Genomic DNA, 19,266 nt, shown 5'->3' on the forward strand with positions numbered 1-19,266 from the left:
GCTTTTGGTCCCACCCACCCCTTCGAGTCCTACCATACAAGCGGGCTTGCTCGCGATGGCGGTGTGTCAGGCAACATATCTGTTGAATGATCGACCGCTATCGCGAGCAGGCTCACTCCTACAAGGGATTTGTGTTGGGCTCAGGGCTTGCGCTCCAGTCGGGTGAGAATCCGGTCCAGCGCATTGGCAAACGCCTGCTTCTCGCGATCGCCAAATGGTGCCGGGCCGCCGCTCATCTGGCCTTGTTCGCGCAGATCGGTGAACAGGTTGCGCACCGCCAATCGCTCGCCCATGTTCTGCGCATCGAACTCCTTGCCGCGCGGATCCAGCGCCGCCACGCCCTTCTTCACCAGCCGATCGGCCAGCGGGATATCGCTGCAAATCACCAGCTCCCCCGGCACCGCGTGCTCGACCAGATAATCATCCGCCGCATCCGGCCCGCTCGGCACCACGATCAGTTTGACGATGGCCAGCCCCGGCTTGATCTGCGGCTGCCCGGCCACCAGCACCACTTCGTACTGGCGCTTGAGCGCAAATTTCACCACCAGATCCTTCGCCGCCCGTGGGCAAGCGTCGGCATCGATCCATACACGCATTTTGTTTACCTCATAAAGCAAAAGATCGCAGCCTGCGGCAGCTCCTACAGAGTGCTCGTCGCGCCGCAATATTGCGACATGCGCGGCCCCTGTAGGAGCTGCCGAAGGCTGCGATCTTTTAAGGGATCACCCAATCAAGCAGCCGAAATCCGCTTCTTCTCAGCCACCCAACTACGCCCATACAACACAACAATCGCCAGAATCGCCACCGCTTGCGCCGTCAACGAATACGCATCGGCATGAATCCCCAACCAGTCAAACTCAAAGAACGCCACCGGCCGCGTGCCGAAGATCCCGGCCTCCTGCAACGCCTTCACGCCATGCCCGGCAAACACCACCGACAGCGCGCAGAGCAGTGCCGCGTTGATGCTGAAGAACAACGTCAGCGGCAGTTTCGCCGAACCGCGCAGGATCACCCATGCCAGACCGACCAGCAGCACCAGCGCCGTCGCACCACCGGCGAGTACCGCGTCATGCCCGGCCGGGCCTGCCTGCAGCCACAGGGTTTCGTAAAACAGGATCACTTCGAACAACTCGCGATACACCGAGAAGAACGCGAGGATCGCAAAACCAAACCGCCCGCCACCGCCGACCAGACTGCTCTTGATGTAATCCTGCCAGGCTGCAGCGTGGCGACGATCGTGCATCCACACGCCCAGCCACAGCACCATGACGCTGGCGAACAGCGCCGTCGCGCCCTCGAGCAATTCACGCTGCGAACCGCTGACATCGATCACGTAAGCCGCCAACGCCCAGGTGCCGAGGCCGGCCAGCAGCGCCAAGCCCCAACCGACGTTAACGCTGCGCACCGCCGACTGCTGGCCGGTGTTGCGCAGGAAGGCCAGAATCGCCGCCAGCACCAGAATCGCTTCCAGGCCTTCGCGCAGCAGAATCAGCAAACCGGAGATGTAGCTCAGCGACCAGCTCAAACCATCGCTGCCAAGCAGCCCGGCGGACTCCTTCAGCTTGGCCTTAGCCGCGTCCAGACGCTGCTCGGCCTGTGCGACCGGCAAACCGTCCTGCAACGACTGACGATAAGCCATCAGCGATTTTTCAGTGTCCTTGCGTACGTTGGCGTCGACGTTATCCAGCGAACTCTCAACCAGCTCGAAACCTTCCAGATACGCCGCCACTGACAGGTCGTAAGCCTGATCGTGTTCACCGGCGCGGTACGCCGCCAGACTCTTGTCCAGCGTCGCCGCGGTGTAGTCGAGCAACTGCGCCGGGCCGCGTTTAACCTGCGGCGGTTGCGCTCGCTGCGCACGGAAAGTCGCCGCCGCTTGCGGGCCTTCAGCGCCCTGCACTTCGGCCGGGGTCTGGCGCGCCAGATCGGCGATGTTGTAGGTTTTCTCGGATTGAGCGGCCGCTGCATCGGCGCTGAAGCCGGCAATGTAAGTGGCCAGATCCCAACGCTGGCGATCGTCGAGCTGATCGGCGAACGCTGGCATGTCGGTACCTTCGACGCCTTGGCCGAGGGTGCTGTAAATCGCGTACAGGCTCAGGTGATCCATCCGCGCCGCCTCACGCAGATTGGCCGGCGCCGGCGACATGCCGACACCCGCCGGGCCATCGCCGAGGCCGGTATCGCCGTGACACACCGAGCAGTTCTGCGCATACAACGGCGCGCCACGGGTCGGATCCGGGGTGATGATCGGCGCCTGACTGACTTCATACGCCACGGCCAGTTTCGCACCCAGTTGCCGCGCCTGACGGGCGACTTCAGCGCCGTCCTGCTTCGCGGTGATGGCCGCACGCAACGCGGCGACGCCCTGCTCCAACGCAGCCTTTTCAGGCTTGGCCGGCATGTCGGCGATCAAGCCTTGCAGCGCTTGGGTGAATTCCAGCTGCTCGCGGTATTCGGCGTCATCGACAACTGTGCCCGCCTCGACCGTCGGCGGGTAATCCGCGCTGATGTAATCGAGCAGGTGCAGCGCTTGTGGCGCGCCTTCCACGGTATCGGCCAGCAGATTGAAGCTGCTCAGGGCAAACAAAGGGAACAGCAGCCAGGCCAGAAATCGGGACGAGGCAGTCATGAAGGAGTCTCAAGGGGAAATACAGAGTTACATATTGTTCACTCCGGCGCCATTTCCCTCAAGCTTTGTCGGTGTTTGATATGTTTCAGCGCTGAATTCGATGACCACTTCCGGGCGCAAACCGCCCCTATAATGCGTCACCTCCCAGCCTTTGCCGTTCAAGGAAGAACCCGTCTCCATGCGCCATTGCCTGCCGTTCTTCCTGCTGCTCAGCGCCATCGTGCAACTGAGCGGGTGCGCCGCTTACCGCAATTACGATGAGGAAATGCAGCAAACCATCGACCAGATGGCCAAGGGCGACCTCAACGAAGCGCTGTACGTGCTGAAGGTCAACAATCCCTGGGAAGACAAGGATCTGCTGTATTACCTGGAGCGAGGCGCGATTCTCAGCGCTGGCACCGCCCTGCCAAAAAGTCAGGAAGCCTGGCGCACCGCTGAGCAGATGATTATCCAGCGTGAAGACGCCGTGCCCTCCGCGCCCATGAAACTGTTGACCCGTTTCGGCAATGAAATGGGCACGATGCTGGTCAACGACAAGCTACTGCGCTACGAAGGCTACGACTACGAAAAGGTCATGCTGACCACCGAGATGGCCCTCAATCAATTGGCAGACACCGATTTCGACGGGGCCCGCGCCGACATCAAGAAAACCCACGAACGCGAAACCCTGATTGCCCGCCAGCGCGAACGGCAATACGAAGAGGCTGAAGAGCAAGCCAAGCAGCAAGGGATCAAGCTGCATTACAAAGACCTGCAAGGCTACCCGGTCGCCGTCCTCGACGCCCCACAGGTCATCGAGCTGAAGAACGGTTACCAAAGTGCGTTCAGCCATTATCTGGCCGGTTTCACCTATGAAGCCTTGGGCGAACGCACGCTCGCGGCGCCGGGTTATCGTCAGGCGATCGAGTTGCGGCCGGGCGTGCCCTTCCTCGAAAGCGCGTTGCGCAATCTCGACAAGCCCGGGCCGGACGATGATGAAAGCGAAGTTCTGATCGTGGTGCAGAGCGGTTTCGCCCCGGCGCGCAGCTCGGTGCAAGTGCCGATTCCGGTGCGCCTCAACGATAACCTGACGATAGTTGCGCCGATCTCGTTTCCGGTGATGCTCCCCGACACCCTCACGCCGCCCCTGACGCATATCGTCGTCGACGGTAAACAGCAGAAACTGACGATGATCAACAGCGTTACCGACATGGCCATGCGTACCTTGCGCGATGACATGCCGCAGATCATTTCGCGGGCGATGTTCCGCGCCAACATGGCCGCCATCGGCCAGGCGGAAAAGAACGAGCGCGATCCTTCCAAGGCTTCGCTGGTAGTCACCGATCCCGACCCTTTCGAAGAGGCTGACACGCGCACCTGGCGCACCCTGCCGGACAAAACCCTGGTCGCCCGGCTGCGCCTGAAAAAAGGCCTGCACCGCGTGCGTTTTCCCTACGAAGGTGCGGAGGGCGGCCTGACCGTGCGCATCGACCAAAGCCACCAGCTATTGAGCCTGCGGGTCTTTTTGTATCAGGGCTTTTTCATCGGATCGTCGTGGCTGTTCCCCGAAACACCGGCAGCGGCCGTAATGGCACCTGACTGACATATGCAATTAAAAAGCTATCACATGGCCATCATCCCGCGCTTATAATGCCGCGCCTTCGCTATGGCGAAACGGCATTAAAGCTCCTCTGGTTATGAGGAATTGGCAGGAGGCCAGCGCCACTGTCGATCGGTCACAACAGCCCGACCAGCACACGCGGCTGCATTTATCTGCACTCAGGGAAGACGTCACCCCATGGCATTCCGCGCCCCCACTTTGATCGCGCTCAGCGCCGTCACTCTGCTGTCCGGCTGTTCGGCCTTTCGCAATTACGATTCGGAACTGGCCCAGACCAACCAGCAACTGGCCTCCGGCAACGTCGACGCGGCGCTGACCCTGCTGGAAAAGAACAACTCCAGCGCGGACAAAGACCTGCTCTATTACTTCGAGAAAGGTGAGTTGTTGCGCGCCAAGGGCGACCTGTCCGGCAGCCAGAACGCCTGGACCAGCGCCGATGTGGTGGTCGGTCAGTGGGAAGATTCGGTCAAGCTCGACACCGGCAAGTACCTGGCCCAGTTCGGCAGCTTCATCGTCAACGACAAGGTGCGTCGCTACGAAGGCTACGACTACGAAAAAGTCATGCTGACCACGCAGATGGCCCTGAACCTGTTGGCGGTCAACGATTTCGACGGCGCCCGCACCGCGATCAAAAAGACTCACGAACGTGAAGCGGTGATCGCCGACCTGCGCGACAAGGAATACCTCAAGAGCGAAGAAGAGGCCGAGAAAGAAGGCGTCAAGACGCAGTACAAAGACCTGCAGGGTTACCCGGTCGCCAGCCTCGACGCGCCGGAAGTGGTCGGCCTGAAAAACAGCTATCAGAGTGCGTTCAGCCACTACCTGGCCGGCTACGTTTACGAAGCGCTGGGCGAAAAAGACCTCGCCGCGCCGGGCTACCGCAAAGCCGCCGAACTGCGCCCGAACACGCCACTGCTGGAACAAGCGCTGATCGACCTCGACAAGCCGTCGAAGTCCGATGACAGCGACATCCTGATCGTGGTGCAAAGCGGTCTGGCCCCGGCGCGTGATTCGATCCGCATTCCGCTGCCATTGCCGATTGCCAACAACGTGGTGATCACCCCGCTGTCGTTCCCGATCATCAAAGCGGATACCTCCACTGCGACTTTTGCGCAGATCGGCGTCGACGGTCAGCAAGTGAATCTGACCGCACTCAACAGCACCACCGCCATGTCCCGCCGCGCCCTGCGTGATGACATGCCGGGCATCATCGTACGCACCACCGTGCGCGCGATCACCAAAGGTGTGGCGCAAAAGAAACTCAACGAAACCAGCCCGCTGGCCGGTCTCGCCGTGGGTATTTCTTCAGCTGTGCTCGAAGGTGCCGATACCCGTACGTGGCGCACCCTGCCGGACAACACCCAGGTGGTGCGTCTGCGCTTGAAGAAAGGTGAGCATCAGGTCACCCTGCCGAGCGCCGTCGGCGGCTCGGTGGTCAAGGTCACCATCGATCAGCGTTATCAAGTGATCAGCCTGCGCGCCGTCGGCAACCAGGTGTTCGCCGGCGGTATCGCCGCCCACGTGATGCCGAGCGCCAGCGCGACCAACGTCGCCAGCCTCAAACAACCTTAAGAACGGAGTCTTTGCATGCGCTTCAAACTCATCGCCGTCGCCGCCCTCGCCTTGCTGGCCAGCGGCTGCGCCACCCCGCCACCGCCTGAGCCGGGCAGCGCCGCGAGCAAAGTCGTGGCCATGGGCCCGCAGAAACACATCGTCGTCGGCGCCATGCGCGTCGCCCGCGAAAACGGTTTCATGACGGTCAATGTGCAGTTGAGCAACACCCTCAACAGCAACAAGATTTTCTACTACCGCTTCGCCTGGCTCGGTGCGGAAGGTTTCCCGATCGCCGAAGAAGAAGTCTGGAAAAGCCAAATGATGTACGGCGCCCAGACCAGCTTCATTCAGGGCATCGCCCCGACCCCGAAAGCCGTGGACTTCCGTCTGGAAATCAAGACGCCGTAAGCCCGCCACCCTATTCCTGATTTAGAGAGCACTCCCATGTTTGCACGCTTTTCCTGCATCGCCGTCATCGCCCTGCTGGCCTCCGGTTGCGCCAATACTTCGCCGACCCTGGGCAGCAAGAACATCAGCTACGGCGACACCAAAGCGGTTGAAACCGTGACCAACGAATTCGGTTCGACCGACCTGCAAATGATCGCCGAATCGATGACCCGCTCGCTGGCCCAGTCCGGCATCCTGCAGGGCCGTCCGGTGGTTCAGGTCTACGACGTGAAGAACAAGACCAGCGAGTACATCGACACCCGCGAAATCACCACCAGCATCAAGACTCAGCTGATGAAGACCGGCGTAGCCCGCTTCGCCAGCGACAACAATGCGATGCAGAGCCAGGTTGACCAGCTCAAGCTGCAAAACCAGAGCGGTCTGTACAAGAAGAGCACCGTGGCCAAGACTGGCAACATGGTTGCCGCCAAGTACCGCATCGAAGGTTCGATCAGCTCGATCGTCAAGCGCAGCAGCGACTACAAGGACGTCTTCTACAAATTCAGCCTGCAATTGATCGACGTTGAAAGCGGTCTGGCCGAGTGGATGGACGAAAAAGAGATTCGCAAAACCACGGAGCGTTAATTGATGCGCGCATGGATTGGCATGATGGCCCTGGCTTGCGCGTTCAGCGTGCAAGCGGCCCCGAAAGTCGCGGTAACGGATCTGGCGTATCAGGAACGCGTGGAGCAATACATCCACATCGTTTCGGCGCAGAGCAGCCACCGCGAGGGTTACTACAGCGCGAGCGGCTCTTCGAGCTACAACGAGATCGAAGCGAGCACCAGCTACATCGAACAAGGCGAGCTGCGTAAATTCACCGGCGACATCAAGGGTGAAATTCTGCGTACCGGCATGTTCCAGCTGGTGCAGGGCACGCCGTACACCGCGTCGTCCAAGGGTGACGTCTACGACGTGATCAAGCGGATCAAGGCCGGCAACTTCAAGGGCGCCGACTACGTGCTGTTCGGTACCGTGTCGGACATCGACTTCACCCAGGACATCAACGAACTGGCGAACACCGACAGCTATTCGGCGGTGCTGGCTTTGACGTTGGTGGCGGATTTCAGCCTGATCAATACCAAGACTTTCGAGATCACTTCGGCCTTCACAGCGATGGGCGAAGCGCAGGACACCAAACTGGTGAACCACCGCGACATCAAGATCTCGCTGAACCGCCCACGGGTGGTGCGTGACGTGTCGAAGGCGCTGGGTGAGGACGTGGCCGGGCAACTGAGCATGCAGCTCGGTGGTGGCGACGGTTATGAACAGCCGCGTGAAGCACCGCAGCGCAACAATTTACCGCGTGATACCGCGCCGGTGATCCTGCGCTGATTAATTTGGAGAAATGCTTCCCTGTGGCGAGGGGATTTATCCCCGTTGGGCTGCGCAGCGGCCCCCTCTTTTAAGATCAAGAGGGCCCGCTGCGCGAGCCAACGGGGATAAATCCCCTCGCCACAAAAGCTCACTCGCCAGACCGGGCAATAAAAAAGGCGACCTCTTGAGGTCGCCTTTTTTGTGCCCGAGCGCTTTACGCCGCTGCTTTGCGCAGCGTCGCCATAAACGCCGCCGCGCCGATGAACAGCCCGGCAAACGTGCGGTTCATGCGTTTCTGCTGCTGCGGTGTGCGCAACAGGCGCAGCACCTTCGACGCCAGACCGGTGTAACCCGCCATCACGATCAGGTCGACGCAGACCATCGTCACGCCAATCACCACGTACTGAATCAGCAGCGGCGCATGCGGATTGATGAACTGCGGCAGCACCGCGAGCATGAACACCAGGGCCTTGGGGTTGCTGATGTTCACCAGAAAGCCTCGGAACACCAATGCCAGCGGCTTGCCGATCGGACGCACCGCTGCGTCATCGCTCATGTCCATGGGCTGCGCGCGCCATTGCTTGATCGCCAGATACACGAGGTAAGCGACACCAAACCATTTGATCGCGTGGAAGGCTGTGGCCGAAGCAGTCAGAATCGCGCCCACACCGGCGCCGACAATCGCGATCTGCACGGCCAGACCGATTTGCAGGCCGAGCGCGTTCCAGTAACCACGCCAGAAACCGTATTGCAGACCGCTGGACATCGACGCAATGGCGCCAGCACCCGGGGACAGACTGATCACCCAGCAGGCGGCAAAAAACGCCAGCCATGTTTGAAGCTCCATCGCACACCTCGCATCTGAATCGTGACAGACGCTCAAGCTAATGCGGTTTGGGGCTAAAAGCAAAAGATCGCAGCCTCCGGCAGCTCCTACATTGGAATGCGATCCCTGTAGGAGCTGCCGCAGGCTGCGATCTTTTGATCTTGCTTGAACCCCTACTTCTCAAACCCGCTAGACGGAAACACATCCGTCCCGCGCCAACGCCGCACAGAGCGCTGGAAGAACAAACTGTTCGGTACCTGCACCATCGCGCTGCCAGTCCCCAACTCTTCCGCCTCGATCAGCGTGGTGTAGAGCAGATTGATCGCCACCACCCGCCCCTTCACCCCAGGCTTGTCCGTGGTATCCACCAACTCAACGATATCCCCCAGCCGAAACGGCCCGACCGTGAAGATCAGAATCGCGCAGAGCAGGTTCGACAGCACACTCCACATCGCAAAGAACGCGACCGCCGCCACCGCAACGAAACCCGACAGCGCCGTCCACAACACCGTGGCCGAGACACCGAGGCGCTCCAAGACGAAGATCAGCGCGCTGCCCATGATCAGCCAGCGCAACACGCCGCGCAGCGGCATCAGCAACTGCGGCGGGAACGGATAGCGCTCGCCCAGTCGGGTCAGGCCTTTGGCAACGAAGCGCTGGGTGAGATAGCCGGCGAGCAGGATCAGCAGAATCTGCACGGTGAACCAGATCGGCTCGACCCACACCGCCGGCAGCGGCAGCTTGAACGCTTCCATCAGGACAGCGCCTCCAGCTCCGCCTGCATGCTTTCCAGCACTTCGAGGGCTTCCATCCACGCCTCTTCCAGCTCGCCTTCGCGAACCTTCAGTTTGGCCTGTTCGGCGAGCAGATCACGCAATTCGTTCTTGCGCGCCGGCTCGTAAATGTCGCTGTCGCCGAGGCTGGCGTCGACCTTGGCGAGCTTCTCGTGGAGCTTGCCCAGTTCAGCTTCAAGCTTGTCAGCTTCACGCTTGTGCGGTGCCAGTTGCTGACGCAGAGCAGCGGCAGCCTGACGCTGAGCCTTCTTGTCGGTCTTGTCCGGGTTGACCGGAGTGTTGCTGACCGGCGCGTTGCGCTGACGGTATTCCACCAGCCAGCGCGCATAGTCTTCGAGGTCGCCATCGAATTCTTCGACCTTGCCGTCCGCGACCAGGTAGAAGTTATCGGTGGTGCTCTTGAGCAAGTGCCGATCGTGAGATACCACCAATACCGCGCCGCTGAATTCCTGCAGCGCCATGGTCAGCGCCAGGCGCATTTCCAGGTCGAGGTGGTTGGTCGGTTCGTCGAGCAGCAGCAGGTTCGGGCGTTCCCAGGCGATCAACGCCAAAGCCAGACGTGCCTTTTCGCCACCGGAGAAATTCAGCACCGGCTCATCAATGCGCGCGCCACGGAAGTCGAAACCGCCGAGGAAGTCGCGCAGGGTCTGCTCGCGTTCGCTCGGCGCCAGACGCTGCATGTGCAGCAACGGGCTAGCCTTGGAGTCCAGCGAGTCGAGCTGATGCTGGGCGAAGTAGCCGACCACGGTGTTTTCACCACGGGTCAGGCGCCCGGCGATCGGCGATAGCTCACCGGCGAGGTTCTTGATCAGCGTCGATTTACCCGCGCCGTTCGGCCCGAGCAGGCCAATCCGTGCACCCGGGGTCAGTTGCAGCTTGACCTTCTCGAGGATGGTTTTGTCGCCGTAACCCAGACGCGCATCGGACAGGTCGATCAGAGGGCTGGAGATTTTCGTCGACTCGCGGAAGACAAAGTCGAACGGCGAATCGACGTGAGCTGCCGACAACTCTTCCATCCGCTCCAGGGCCTTGATCCGGCTCTGCGCCTGACGGGCCTTGGTGGCTTGCGCCTTGAAGCGGGCGATGTAGCTTTCCATGTGCGCACGTTGCGCCTGCTGCTTCTCGTAGGCCTGCTGCTGCTGGGCCAGACGCTCGGCACGGGCGCGCTCGAACGCGGTGTAGCCACCACGGTAGAGGGTGATCTTGCGCTGATCGACATGCGCGACGTGATCGACGACTTCGTCGAGGAAATCACGGTCGTGGGAAATCAGCAGCAAAGTGCCCGGGTAGTTTTTCAGCCACTCTTCGAGCCAGATGATGGCGTCCAGGTCCAAGTGGTTGGTCGGTTCGTCGAGCAGCAACAAATCCGACGGGCACATCAGCGCTTGCGCCAGGTTCAGACGCATCCGCCAGCCACCGGAGAAATCCCCGACCTGACGATCCATCTGCTCGTTGGTGAAACCGAGACCGGCGAGCAACTTGCGCGCCCGCGCATCGGCGGTGTAACCGTCGGCGCTGTCGAGTTCCGAGTGCAGGCGGGCCTGAGCGGCACCGTCATGCGCGGCCTCGGCAGCGGCGAGGTCACGTTGCACCTCGCGTAGACGCAGGTCGCCATCGAGCACATAGTCGACGGCAAGGCGCTCGAGCGTCTCGATTTCCTGGCGCATGTGGGCGATGCGCCAGTCAGCCGGCAAGAAGCAATCACCCGAGTCGGGGTGCAGTTCGCCCCGAATCAAGGCGAACAGGCTCGATTTGCCGGCGCCGTTGGCACCGATGAGGCCGGCTTTGTGGCCGGCGTGCAGGGTCAGCTCGGCGTCTTCTAGCAGACGTTGCGGGCCACGCTGTAAAGTCAGGTTCTGAAGTCGGATCATAATGGCGGCGGAGTCTACCAGCTTCGCTCACAACTGGCGCGAGTAGCACGATGTCCTCTGACCTGTGGAGCTTTTCCCTTGCCACCTACGCCCGTCCGGGCGTGGAAGACGCCTGCCTGCAACTGCAAACGGCGGGCGCGAACGTGTGCCTGCTGTTGTGCGGTTTATGGCTGGAGCAACGCGGGGTGACCTGCGATGAACAACGCGTCAGCGAACTTCAGGCGCTCACCGAGCCTTGGGATATCGAAGTGGTGCAACCGCTGCGGACACTGCGTATGCAATGGAAAGCACGGGCGTTGGATGACGCGGTGTTGAAAGGCATGCGCGAGCAGATCAAATCACTTGAGCTGGAAGCTGAGCGAGCGTTGCTGTCACGGCTTGAAGGTGTGGCGCAGGAATGGACGCGAAACGATGCAGGTTCGATGACCTGGCTTGAAGGCTTGGCCGGCACGGCGGCCAACCCGAACCGCGACGCGCTGCAAGTGCTGCGCGTCGCGGCGACCGGCGTTTAGGAAGCGCTGGTTGGGTTGTTGCTGGTGCTCGACACAGCGGCTGGCGATGGCGCAGTCGATGGCGTCGAGGTCGTAGCGGCTGGAGCGGGTGCGGCTGGCGCAGCCGACGCTGCCGGTGCGGCAGGTTTGGCGGCTGGCGCGGTAGCCGGTTTGGCCGCAGCTGGTTTGGCAGCGGCTGGCTTTTTAACGGCCGGTTTTGCGGCAGGTTTCGCAGCTGGCTTGGCGGCTGCTTTTGCAGCAGCAGGCTTGGCAGCAGCAGTCGCTGGTTTGGCAGCAGCGGCCGGTTTAGCGGTTGGCTTGGCTGCCGGTTTGGCGGCGGCTTTCACGGCTGGTTTGGCAGCCGGTTTTGCAGCAGCTTTGGCTGGCGCTTTTGCCGCAGGTTTGGCTGCTGCTGGTTTAGCGGCAGTCTTGGCAGCGGGTTTTGCAGCGGCAGTTTTAGCAGCAGGTTTTGCCGCAGCTTTGGCAGTAGGTTTGGCGGCCGGTTTAGCAGCGGCGGTTTTCGCTGGAGCAGCTTTGGCAGCGGCTGGCTTCGCAGCTGGTTTAGCAGCAGCGGCACGGGTAGCCGGCTTGGCAGCGGCAGTCCGCGCAGCAGGTTTTGCCGCTGTGGTTTTAGCTGCTGGTTTTGCAGCGCTCGCCGCAGCAGGTTTTTTCGCAGCAGGTTTTGCAGCCGCTTTGGTAGCTGGTTTTGCAGCGGCTTTCACCGGTGCTTTTGCAGCAGGCTTGGCAGCGGATTTAGCAGCCGCTTTTGCAGCAGGCTTGGCCGCCGCAGTTTTCGCCGGAGCTTTGGCTGCAGCAGGTTTTGCAGCAGCTTTCTTCGCCGGTGCCGCCGCTGGTTTGGCCGAGCGAGTCGACAATACCTTGCCCACTGCTTCTTGAACGCGGCCAACACCCTGGGCCAGTTTCAGGCTTTCCTGGGCATCGCGCTTGAGTTGCAGAATGTAGCTGCGGGTGTCGGACTGACGATCCTTCAGCGCATCGAGCAGGTCTTCCAGTTCTTTCACTGCGCCTTTGGCTTTGGTCTGTGCCTTGGCTTTACCGGCAGTGGCTGCGTCCTGCAATTTGGTGCGGGATTTGTGCAGTTTTTCTTGCGCCTTGCCGCGTTGCTTTTCCAGCTTGGCGAGCAGTTTTTCAGCATCAGCCAAGGCTTGCGAGCAAGCGTTTTCCAAATGCTCGAGCAGGCTGCCCGAGAGTTGTTGGAGTAAGTGCAACGGAGTGTTTACAGGCTTCTTGGTGGCCGACATGGTTTACCTCCTGGCTGACGTGAGTGCGGCTCATACTAGACCTCTGCTGACACCGCCGCTAGGTCATGTTGACAGTATCGAAACAGTTGCGTTGCAACGAAGTGAAAATGTTCTGCACAAAGGCAAAAGCAGTTCACCGTTGCAGACGTTTGCGCTGGCATAATCCAGCGCAATTCAGGACGGAGCAGTGACCATGTCGCGCTACTTTTTTTTATCCCTCTGCGTGATCTTTTCTGCAGCCCACGCTGACGAAAAATCCACCGCGAACGATGCTCACGATCTGGCCTACAGCCTCGGTGCCAGCCTGGGCGAACGGCTGCGTCAGGAAGTCCCGCAGCTACAGATTCAGGCATTGGTCGAGGGCTTGCAGCAGGCGTATCAAGGCAAGCCGCTGGCGCTGAGTGAAGCGCGTATCGAACAGGTTCTGGCCGACCACGAAGCGCAAAATGCCGAGCACTCGACACAGCCTTCGAGCGATGCCGCGATGGAAAACGAACAGCGTTTTCTCACCGCTGAAAAAGCCAAACCGGGCGTGAAGGAATTGGCCGATGGCATCCTGCTGACCGAGCTCGCGCCAGGCACCGGCACCAAGGCCGGCCCGGATGGAAAAGTGCAGGTGTTGTATGTCGGTCGCTTGCCGGACGGCACCGTGTTCGATCAGAACACTCAGCCGCAATGGTTCAACCTCGACAGCGTGATCGCCGGCTGGCGCAGCGCTTTGCAAAACATGCCGGTGGGGGCGAAATGGCGTTTGGTGATTCCATCGGATCAGGCCTATGGCGCTGATGGTGCCGGCGACTTGATCGCACCGTTTACACCGCTGGTATTTGAAGTGGAGTTGCGCGGCGCGAGCAGTTGAGCAGGCAATAAAAAACGGTGCGCTTTGGGCGCACCGTTTTTTTGATCGGAGGAAAGAATCAGGCCTGAACCGGATCTTCTTCCTTGTGTGCTGTGTGCAGCACTTCGATCAGGCAGTCTTCGAGTTCGAAGCGCTCGTGCAGCAAACCACCGAGCTCCTTGAATTTCTCGGCAACGCATTTGCCTTCATCGCAAAGGTCATTGAACGCGAGCAGCTTCTCGGTGATCACGTCGATGCGCGGGTAGATTGTCTCGGCGAGCTCCAGACCGCGTTTGTCGTTGAACGCCTTGGCTTCGCCAGTCAGCTGTTCGTAGATTTCGAAGTGCCCGGCCGACACATAATCGACCAGCACGCCGCAGAATTCCTGCAAAGGCTTGCGGCTCTCGGACAGCGACTCAGGCTGTGCACCGAGATTGTCGTAGGCACCGATCAGATCTTCACGCTCTTGCAACCAGCGGTCGATCAGCAGATGAACTCCACCCCAACGTTCCTGAGCATTCTGACAACTTTCGAGCATGGCGATCTCTCTTCCCTTGTGGGTCATGCTGCTCTACACCCGCGCCTCTCTTCTGGTTTATCGCTTGGAGGGCGGCCGGGCAGAGCGTCATCGAGCAACATAATTCCAATGACACGTGCGGGCCAGATTATGCCCGCGCGCCTATGGCATCAAGGTACGCAGGAGATAAAGTTCATACAAGTGTTTAATCCCTGACCAGCCCTTGGTGCGACGCTTCGCCGCTGAGCGGTCGTTGCAGAGCGTTGCAGACCAGCCGCAGCAGTTGATAAAACGCCAGAATCGACACCCCGACAAAGAACAGCAAACTCCATTCCGGGATGCTCAAATCAAACAGCGTCCAGGAAATTTCGGCGCAATCGGCGCTGCCGTTAAACATCCGCAGTGTTGCGCACAGCCATGGCAAGCGGCTGAAAAGGGTCTCGGGATCGGGCGAACATTCCACCAGTTGCAACAGCGGATCACTCTGCAACAGCACCTGCCGCCAGGCCGCCGTCGTGCCCACCAGACAGGCACCCAGCGCCGCCAGCCAATAGAGCGACAGACCGACACGTTGCGGGCCATGTACCGCCGCCAAACCGCAGACGGCCGTCAGCAGCGTCAGGAACAAACGCTGCACCAGGCACAGGCTGCACGGCGCCAGCCCGATCGCGTATTCGAGGTAATAGGAAGCTCCCAGGGCAACGGCCCCCGCAGTGAAAGCCATGAAAAACAAGGAGCGTGAGCAGGCCAACGACATGGCTTTTCCGTAACAGTGGAGACAGGTAGTTACGGTAGAGGAAAGCGCGTAAGCCTTTCAAGGCAAGGGGCTGCCGACACTTCGGCAAAGGTGTAGGGAAAACCCGACAGGGCAGGAAGGAAATGAAGAAGGCGCTCGTAGGACTTTGCCTCTGGCGCCCATTTGCGGGGAATTATTCGGTCGGGAAACCTACACGAGGGAGCGAACTCCCTCGTCGATTCAGACGCGCGCCGGCACCGGCAATGGCGCAGCAAGCAGACGCTCATCGAGCAGGCCTAGGCCTTCCTGGAACAGCTGATTACTGCGATCGGTGTCGCCGAGCTGCGCCAGCAGACGCGCCAGCTCCGCACAGGTTTCCGGGTTGCGCTGCACGCGCAGGCTGCTTTCCAGATAGTCGCGCGCCTTGCCCCACAGACTGGTCTGCAGACACAGACGGCCGAGGGTCAGCAGCAAGCTCGGATCATTTGGATGTTCCTTGAGCCAGCCTTCAGCGGTCTGCAACTGACGCGCCGGATCGCTGCCGCGCACCAGACCATAGAGACGCGCCAGATGACTGTCGTACTGGCGCTTGAGCGCGGTGCGCAGCACTTCTTCCGCCTCGACCTGAGCGCCCAGCTGACGCAGTTGTTCGGCGTAGGCCAGCACCAGCGGCGCTTCTTGACGCTGAGCCGAAGTGAGTTGCTGCCACGCCCGCTGGAGCGACTGCAAACCCACGGTGCCGTTTTCTTCGCGGTGCGCAGCCAGCGAGAGGTTTTCACCCCAGGCACGACGCTCCAGTTCAGACAGTTCAGCCGGCGGCAGCACTTTGTCTTTGCGCAGCTCTGGCAGCAGGCGAATCACCGCCGACCAATCGCCGCGCTGCTGATGCAGGCGATGCAATTGGCGCAGGGTTTGCGCGTTGTGCGGATGGCGTTCGTGCATGGCTTGCAGGGTGACCAGCGCACCGTCGGTATCGCCGCGATCGGTCTGCAACTGCGCATGACTCAGGGCAATCGCCAGCTCGGCTTGCGGCTGACGCTCCAGTGCGCGCTCCAGCAGACGATCGCATTCTTCGTAATTGCCTTGCTCATTGGCCGCGCGGGCGGCACCGAGGTAGTACAGCAGTGGCTGACGCTCGGCCTCGGCGGCGCGAGAAAGATGCCGCTGCGCACTGGCCCAACGACCTTCGGCGAGATCCAGCTGACCGTGCTCGATCGCCACTTGCACACGACGGCTGCGATTGCGTCGCGACCAAGGATTGACCACACCGCTGGAAGCCATCACCAATTCAACCAAGGCCTTGATGCCCCAGATCAGCAGCCACAACACCGCGATCAGCCCGAGCGTTGCCCACAGGCTCGCTTCATAGCGGAAGCTCTTGTAGGCGATCAGCACGTAACCGGAATGCTGCGCCACCGCAAACCCCAGCGCTGCCGTCGCCGCGATCACCAGAAACACGATCACATACAGGCGTTTCATGGCGTGGCCTCCTGCGCAGCATTCGCGGCAGGTTTGGCGAACGGTTTCACCGATTCTTCAGCGTTGACGTTACGGCGTTCGAGATAGCCTTGCACTGCACTCAGGGTGCCGGTCATGTCCGGCGTGTTGACGGTGACCGGTTCTTTGCTCAGCTCGCCAACCTGTTCCAGCATGACTTTGCTTTGCGGGTTGTCCGGGTTGAAATTGCCTTTGAGCACATCGCGCGCTTCGGCCATGGCCTGAGTGTAAACCGGCGCCTGACCATTGAGGGCCGCCCACTGCGCCTGCTCCAACGCCAGGCTCAGGGCCAGACGCACTTGGCTCAGACTCTGCCCGGCCAGCAGCGGCCGCACGTTTTTATCCGCATTGAAATCGATGCGGATGTAACGCGAGACCTGATCCCACCACTGCGCCCAACGACTGGCGCCGTCACCGTCAGCGGTCAGACCCAGCAGCGATTCGCCGCGATCCTTGTACTCGGGCGCCAGCTCGGTGAGCCCGACCACCTGATCACGCAGTGCACCGATGCGCAGGAACAATCCGGTGCGATCCGGCTGCTCGGTGCTGCGCAGGGCGACGAGGGTTTTGGCCACTTGCTCGCGGGCCGCGAAGGCGCCCGGATCGTTCTGTTCGCGGAGGATTTCGTCGGCACCCTGCACCAGTGCCTGAGCGCTGCTGATGTCCTGCAACGCTGAAAGGCGCAGGCTGGCCAGACGCAGCAGATGCTCGGCCTCGGCCAGACGCCAGTCCTTGCGACTTGCGCCGAGGACGGTTTCCAGACGTTGATTGAGGCGCTGTTGATCGCCCTGAAGCTGCGTCACCAGACGCTGGCGTTCGGCAAGTTCGTCGGCGCCCGGCAACTGCGCAAGGCGTTCGGTCAGGCGTTGCTCGTTGAGCTTAAGGGTCTGCGCCTGATCGTTCAGCGCCTGCACTTCACCCGACTGCGCTTGCGTGTTGGTCTGCAGGTGACGCACCTGCCAGACACCCCAGCCACCGATCGCGACGCCGGCTGCGCCAAGCAACAGGGCGACGATGGCCAGTCCATTGCCTCGGCGCGGCTCTTTGGCCGGCGGTGGAGTTTCAACCTGAGCATCGATCACAGGCTGGACATCATCTTTAGGCAAGGCTGTTTCGCTCACGTATCCATCCTTTGCATTAGAGAACGGGCCCGGGATTTTCCCGTAACGCCGTCAGCAAAGCCGCGGCATTCGCGCCGCGGCAATCCACAACTGTTTGAGCCCCGGCGGCACGTGCCAGCTCGGCGACTCTCGGGCTTGGTACAAACAACGGCAATTGCGCAATTTCCGGCCAGGCATCGCCGGCCATTTCGCGCAGGTGCTCAAAACCCTGTCCACTGCTGACCACCAGCCCGTTCAAGCGTTCCGCTTGCAACCGCCGTGGCAGCTCTTTCGGCGCGTACGCTGGCAGGTCGCGTCGATACAATTCCAGATATTCGACACTAGCACCTAGCGCGCGCAGACGCTCGGCAAGCAGCTCGCGCCCGCCCTCGCCACGCAGGATCATCACCTGCGCGCCGGGCTGGCTGACCGCTTCACGCAGACGCGGCAATTGCAGCAAGGCTTCGCTGTCATCACCATCGTCCGGGAAGCTCACGTCGAGGCCATGCTCGCGCAGAATCTGTGCGGTCGCCGCGCCGACGCTGAACCAAGGCATCGTTAGCGCAGACGAATCGCCGAGCAGATCCAGCGCAATGCGTGCCGCCGGTTTGCTGACCACGATCACCGCGTTACAACTCTGCAAGCGCGCCATCGCCTGACGAATATTGTCAGAGACCGGCAGCGCAACAATGTCCAGAAGCGGCAAGCAGCTACTGAAAACACCCTGCGCCGCCAACGTCTCCGCCAGCGCCGCACAGTCTTCCGCAGGGCGCGTCAGCAGCAGGCGCCAAGCGGTCACTCGTGACCTGCCTCGCCATAGACTGCCTTGAGAATCTCGGCTGCGCCCTGGCTCAGCAAGTCTTCGGCGACCCGCACGCCCAACGCTTCGGCGTCGGCACGCGGTGCGCGAGCTTCAGCGCTGAGCAGCAAGCCACCGCTCGGCTCGCCGACCAGACCGCGCAACCACAACTGCTCGCCTTCCAGCACGGCGTAGCAGGCGATCGGCACTTGGCAGCCGCCATTCAGATGCTTGTTGAGGGCACGTTCGGCGGTCACGCGCGACGAGGTGTCGGCATGATGCAGCGGTGCGAGCAAGGCGTGGATTTCAGTGTCAGCGCTGCGGCATTCGATGCCGACCGCGCCCTGGCCACCGGCCGGCAGGCTGTCATCGACACTGATCGCCGAGGTAATGCGTTCTTCGAAACCGAGGCGGATCAAACCGGCCGCGGCGAGGATGATCGCGTCGTACTCACCGGCATCAAGCTTGGCCAGACGCGTGTTGACGTTACCGCGCAGGAAGCGGATTTGCAGATCCGGGCGACGCGTCAGCAATTGCGCCTGACGACGCAGGCTCGACGTGCCGACAATGGCGCCGGCAGGCAACGCATCGAGGCTGGCATAGGTGTTGGAAACGAAGGCATCGCGCGGGTCCTCGCGCTCGCAAATGCAGAACAGACCGAGGCCTTCAGGAAAGTCCATCGGCACGTCTTTCATCGAGTGGACGGCGATGTCGGCTTCGTTTTCGAGCAGCGCGGTTTCCAGTTCTTTGACGAACAGACCCTTGCCGCCGATTTTCGACAGTGGCGAATCGAGCAGCTTGTCGCCGCGACTGACCATGGGCACCAGCGTCACCAGCAGGCCCGGATGGGCCGCTTCCAGACGGGCTTTAACGTATTCGGCCTGCCAAAGGGCCAGCGCACTTTTACGGGTGGCGATGCGGATTTCGCGAGAGGACATGGATCAATCCGTACTGAATAGATACGGCGGATAATAACAGCTCAGCCAAA

General features: G+C 61.1%; 19 protein-coding genes. 7 read left to right on the forward strand and 12 right to left on the reverse strand.

Going from position 1 to position 19,266, the window contains the following annotated elements; all coding sequences use genetic code 11:
* Window positions 1–140: 140 nt before the first annotated feature.
* Together KFS80_RS24045 and KFS80_RS24050 are read right to left on the reverse strand one after the other, a co-directional pair.
* Window positions 141–596 (reverse strand): YaiI/YqxD family protein, encoded by a 456-nt coding sequence (locus KFS80_RS24045; protein WP_212546193.1) that lies wholly within the window; start codon window positions 594–596, stop codon window positions 141–143.
* A gap of 134 nt (window positions 597–730) precedes the next feature.
* The gene (locus KFS80_RS24050; RefSeq protein ID WP_159814370.1) at window positions 731–2,629 is read right to left on the reverse strand and encodes an FTR1 family protein; all 1,899 of its coding nucleotides are present in this window, start codon (window positions 2,627–2,629) and stop codon (window positions 731–733) included.
* 178 nt (window positions 2,630–2,807) lie between these two features.
* Here KFS80_RS24050 and KFS80_RS24055 point away from each other — a divergent pair, with 178 nt between their 5' ends.
* From KFS80_RS24055 to KFS80_RS24075, 5 genes are all read left to right on the forward strand, one after another.
* Window positions 2,808–4,211 (forward strand): COG3014 family protein, encoded by a 1,404-nt coding sequence (locus KFS80_RS24055; RefSeq protein ID WP_212546194.1) that lies wholly within the window; start codon window positions 2,808–2,810, stop codon window positions 4,209–4,211.
* Window positions 4,212–4,406: 195 nt separating this feature from the next.
* The gene (locus KFS80_RS24060) at window positions 4,407–5,801 is read left to right on the forward strand and encodes a COG3014 family protein (RefSeq protein ID WP_159814374.1); all 1,395 of its coding nucleotides are present in this window, start codon (window positions 4,407–4,409) and stop codon (window positions 5,799–5,801) included.
* Between the two features lie 15 nt (window positions 5,802–5,816).
* A complete protein-coding gene (locus tag KFS80_RS24065) occupies window positions 5,817–6,191 on the forward strand; it encodes a YcfL family putative periplasmic lipoprotein (RefSeq protein ID WP_007911131.1) in 375 nt (124 codons plus the stop codon).
* A 36-nt stretch (window positions 6,192–6,227) separates the two neighbouring features.
* Entirely contained in the window at window positions 6,228–6,815 is a 588-nt protein-coding gene (gene lpoB / locus KFS80_RS24070; protein ID WP_016772610.1) for a penicillin-binding protein activator LpoB, read from the forward strand.
* Between the two features lie 3 nt (window positions 6,816–6,818).
* On the forward strand, window positions 6,819–7,565 hold the full coding sequence (locus tag KFS80_RS24075) for a hypothetical protein (RefSeq protein ID WP_053124935.1): 747 nt from the start codon (window positions 6,819–6,821) through the stop codon (window positions 7,563–7,565).
* 196 nt (window positions 7,566–7,761) lie between these two features.
* Here the strand turns inward: KFS80_RS24075 and rhtB are convergent, their stop codons facing one another.
* The 3 genes from rhtB to KFS80_RS24090 all read right to left on the reverse strand — a co-directional run bounded on the left by rhtB (window position 7,762) and on the right by KFS80_RS24090 (window position 11,038).
* Window positions 7,762–8,394, reverse strand: coding sequence for a homoserine/homoserine lactone efflux protein (rhtB, locus tag KFS80_RS24080; protein WP_053124937.1), 633 nt, complete (start codon window positions 8,392–8,394; stop codon window positions 7,762–7,764).
* Between the two features lie 152 nt (window positions 8,395–8,546).
* Window positions 8,547–9,128, reverse strand: coding sequence for a mechanosensitive ion channel family protein (locus KFS80_RS24085; protein WP_016985893.1), 582 nt, complete (start codon window positions 9,126–9,128; stop codon window positions 8,547–8,549).
* Window positions 9,128–11,038: an ATP-binding cassette domain-containing protein gene (locus KFS80_RS24090; RefSeq protein WP_212546195.1), complete on the reverse strand. Its 1,911-nt coding sequence runs from the start codon at window positions 11,036–11,038 to the stop codon at window positions 9,128–9,130. Before KFS80_RS24090 ends, KFS80_RS24085 begins: the two co-directional genes overlap by 1 nt.
* Before the next feature lie 50 nt (window positions 11,039–11,088).
* Here KFS80_RS24090 and KFS80_RS24095 point away from each other — a divergent pair, with 50 nt between their 5' ends.
* Window positions 11,089–11,550, forward strand: coding sequence for a TIGR02444 family protein (locus tag KFS80_RS24095; protein ID WP_212546196.1), 462 nt, complete (start codon window positions 11,089–11,091; stop codon window positions 11,548–11,550).
* On the opposite strand, the gene KFS80_RS24100 is transcribed toward KFS80_RS24095, so the two are convergent.
* The gene (locus tag KFS80_RS24100; RefSeq protein WP_212546197.1) at window positions 11,547–12,791 is read right to left on the reverse strand and encodes an AlgP family protein; all 1,245 of its coding nucleotides are present in this window, start codon (window positions 12,789–12,791) and stop codon (window positions 11,547–11,549) included. The genes KFS80_RS24095 and KFS80_RS24100 overlap by 4 nt on opposite strands.
* 193 nt (window positions 12,792–12,984) lie before the next feature.
* Between KFS80_RS24100 and KFS80_RS24105 the strand changes: the two genes are divergently transcribed.
* Window positions 12,985–13,650, forward strand: coding sequence for an FKBP-type peptidyl-prolyl cis-trans isomerase (locus tag KFS80_RS24105; RefSeq protein WP_159814381.1), 666 nt, complete (start codon window positions 12,985–12,987; stop codon window positions 13,648–13,650).
* 58 nt (window positions 13,651–13,708) lie between these two features.
* Here KFS80_RS24105 and KFS80_RS24110 read toward each other — a convergent pair whose 3' ends face one another.
* The 6 genes from KFS80_RS24110 to hemC all read right to left on the reverse strand — a co-directional run bounded on the left by KFS80_RS24110 (window position 13,709) and on the right by hemC (window position 19,216).
* Window positions 13,709–14,167: an Rsd/AlgQ family anti-sigma factor gene (locus KFS80_RS24110; RefSeq protein WP_053124949.1), complete on the reverse strand. Its 459-nt coding sequence runs from the start codon at window positions 14,165–14,167 to the stop codon at window positions 13,709–13,711.
* Between the two features lie 184 nt (window positions 14,168–14,351).
* Window positions 14,352–14,903 (reverse strand): disulfide bond formation protein B, encoded by a 552-nt coding sequence (locus KFS80_RS24115; RefSeq protein WP_212546198.1) that lies wholly within the window; start codon window positions 14,901–14,903, stop codon window positions 14,352–14,354.
* A 219-nt stretch (window positions 14,904–15,122) separates the two neighbouring features.
* Window positions 15,123–16,361, reverse strand: a complete 1,239-nt coding sequence (locus tag KFS80_RS24120) for a heme biosynthesis protein HemY (RefSeq protein WP_212546199.1) — start codon at window positions 16,359–16,361, stop codon at window positions 15,123–15,125.
* Window positions 16,358–17,500, reverse strand: coding sequence for a uroporphyrinogen-III C-methyltransferase (locus KFS80_RS24125; RefSeq protein WP_212546200.1), 1,143 nt, complete (start codon window positions 17,498–17,500; stop codon window positions 16,358–16,360). Before KFS80_RS24125 ends, KFS80_RS24120 begins: the two co-directional genes overlap by 4 nt.
* Before the next feature lie 16 nt (window positions 17,501–17,516).
* Window positions 17,517–18,278 (reverse strand): uroporphyrinogen-III synthase, encoded by a 762-nt coding sequence (locus KFS80_RS24130; protein WP_212546201.1) that lies wholly within the window; start codon window positions 18,276–18,278, stop codon window positions 17,517–17,519.
* Window positions 18,275–19,216 carry a hydroxymethylbilane synthase gene (hemC, locus tag KFS80_RS24135; RefSeq protein ID WP_159814389.1) on the reverse strand — a complete coding sequence of 314 codons (942 nt, stop codon included), beginning with the start codon at window positions 19,214–19,216 and terminating at the stop codon, window positions 18,275–18,277. The genes KFS80_RS24130 and hemC overlap by 4 nt, the downstream gene beginning before the upstream one ends.
* Between the last annotated feature and the right edge of the window lie 50 nt (window positions 19,217–19,266).

The organism is Pseudomonas rustica, from assembly GCF_018336155.1.
GTDB lineage: Bacteria > Pseudomonadota > Gammaproteobacteria > Pseudomonadales > Pseudomonadaceae > Aquipseudomonas > Aquipseudomonas rustica.

Bases quoted from the DNA above. Each gene is read 5' to 3' on its own strand.
- KFS80_RS24105 (WP_159814381.1), top strand. From the start codon at position 12,985: ATGTCGCGCTACTTTTTTTTATCCCTCTGCGTGATCTTTTCTGCAGCC.
- KFS80_RS24100 (WP_212546197.1), bottom strand. From the start codon at position 12,791: ATGTCGGCCACCAAGAAGCCTGTAAACACTCCGTTGCACTTACTCCAA.
- KFS80_RS24055 (WP_212546194.1), top strand. From the start codon at position 2,808: ATGCGCCATTGCCTGCCGTTCTTCCTGCTGCTCAGCGCCATCGTGCAA.
- KFS80_RS24115 (WP_212546198.1), bottom strand. From the start codon at position 14,903: ATGTCGTTGGCCTGCTCACGCTCCTTGTTTTTCATGGCTTTCACTGCG.
- KFS80_RS24050 (WP_159814370.1), bottom strand. From the start codon at position 2,629: ATGACTGCCTCGTCCCGATTTCTGGCCTGGCTGCTGTTCCCTTTGTTT.
- KFS80_RS24075 (WP_053124935.1), top strand. From the start codon at position 6,819: ATGCGCGCATGGATTGGCATGATGGCCCTGGCTTGCGCGTTCAGCGTG.
- KFS80_RS24120 (WP_212546199.1), bottom strand. From the start codon at position 16,361: ATGAAACGCCTGTATGTGATCGTGTTTCTGGTGATCGCGGCGACGGCA.
- KFS80_RS24065 (WP_007911131.1), top strand. From the start codon at position 5,817: ATGCGCTTCAAACTCATCGCCGTCGCCGCCCTCGCCTTGCTGGCCAGC.
- KFS80_RS24060 (WP_159814374.1), top strand. From the start codon at position 4,407: ATGGCATTCCGCGCCCCCACTTTGATCGCGCTCAGCGCCGTCACTCTG.
- rhtB (WP_053124937.1), bottom strand. From the start codon at position 8,394: ATGGAGCTTCAAACATGGCTGGCGTTTTTTGCCGCCTGCTGGGTGATC.
- KFS80_RS24110 (WP_053124949.1), bottom strand. From the start codon at position 14,167: ATGCTCGAAAGTTGTCAGAATGCTCAGGAACGTTGGGGTGGAGTTCAT.
- KFS80_RS24085 (WP_016985893.1), bottom strand. From the start codon at position 9,128: ATGGAAGCGTTCAAGCTGCCGCTGCCGGCGGTGTGGGTCGAGCCGATC.
- KFS80_RS24090 (WP_212546195.1), bottom strand. From the start codon at position 11,038: ATGATCCGACTTCAGAACCTGACTTTACAGCGTGGCCCGCAACGTCTG.
- KFS80_RS24095 (WP_212546196.1), top strand. From the start codon at position 11,089: ATGTCCTCTGACCTGTGGAGCTTTTCCCTTGCCACCTACGCCCGTCCG.
- lpoB (WP_016772610.1), top strand. From the start codon at position 6,228: ATGTTTGCACGCTTTTCCTGCATCGCCGTCATCGCCCTGCTGGCCTCC.
- KFS80_RS24045 (WP_212546193.1), bottom strand. From the start codon at position 596: ATGCGTGTATGGATCGATGCCGACGCTTGCCCACGGGCGGCGAAGGAT.
- hemC (WP_159814389.1), bottom strand. From the start codon at position 19,216: ATGTCCTCTCGCGAAATCCGCATCGCCACCCGTAAAAGTGCGCTGGCC.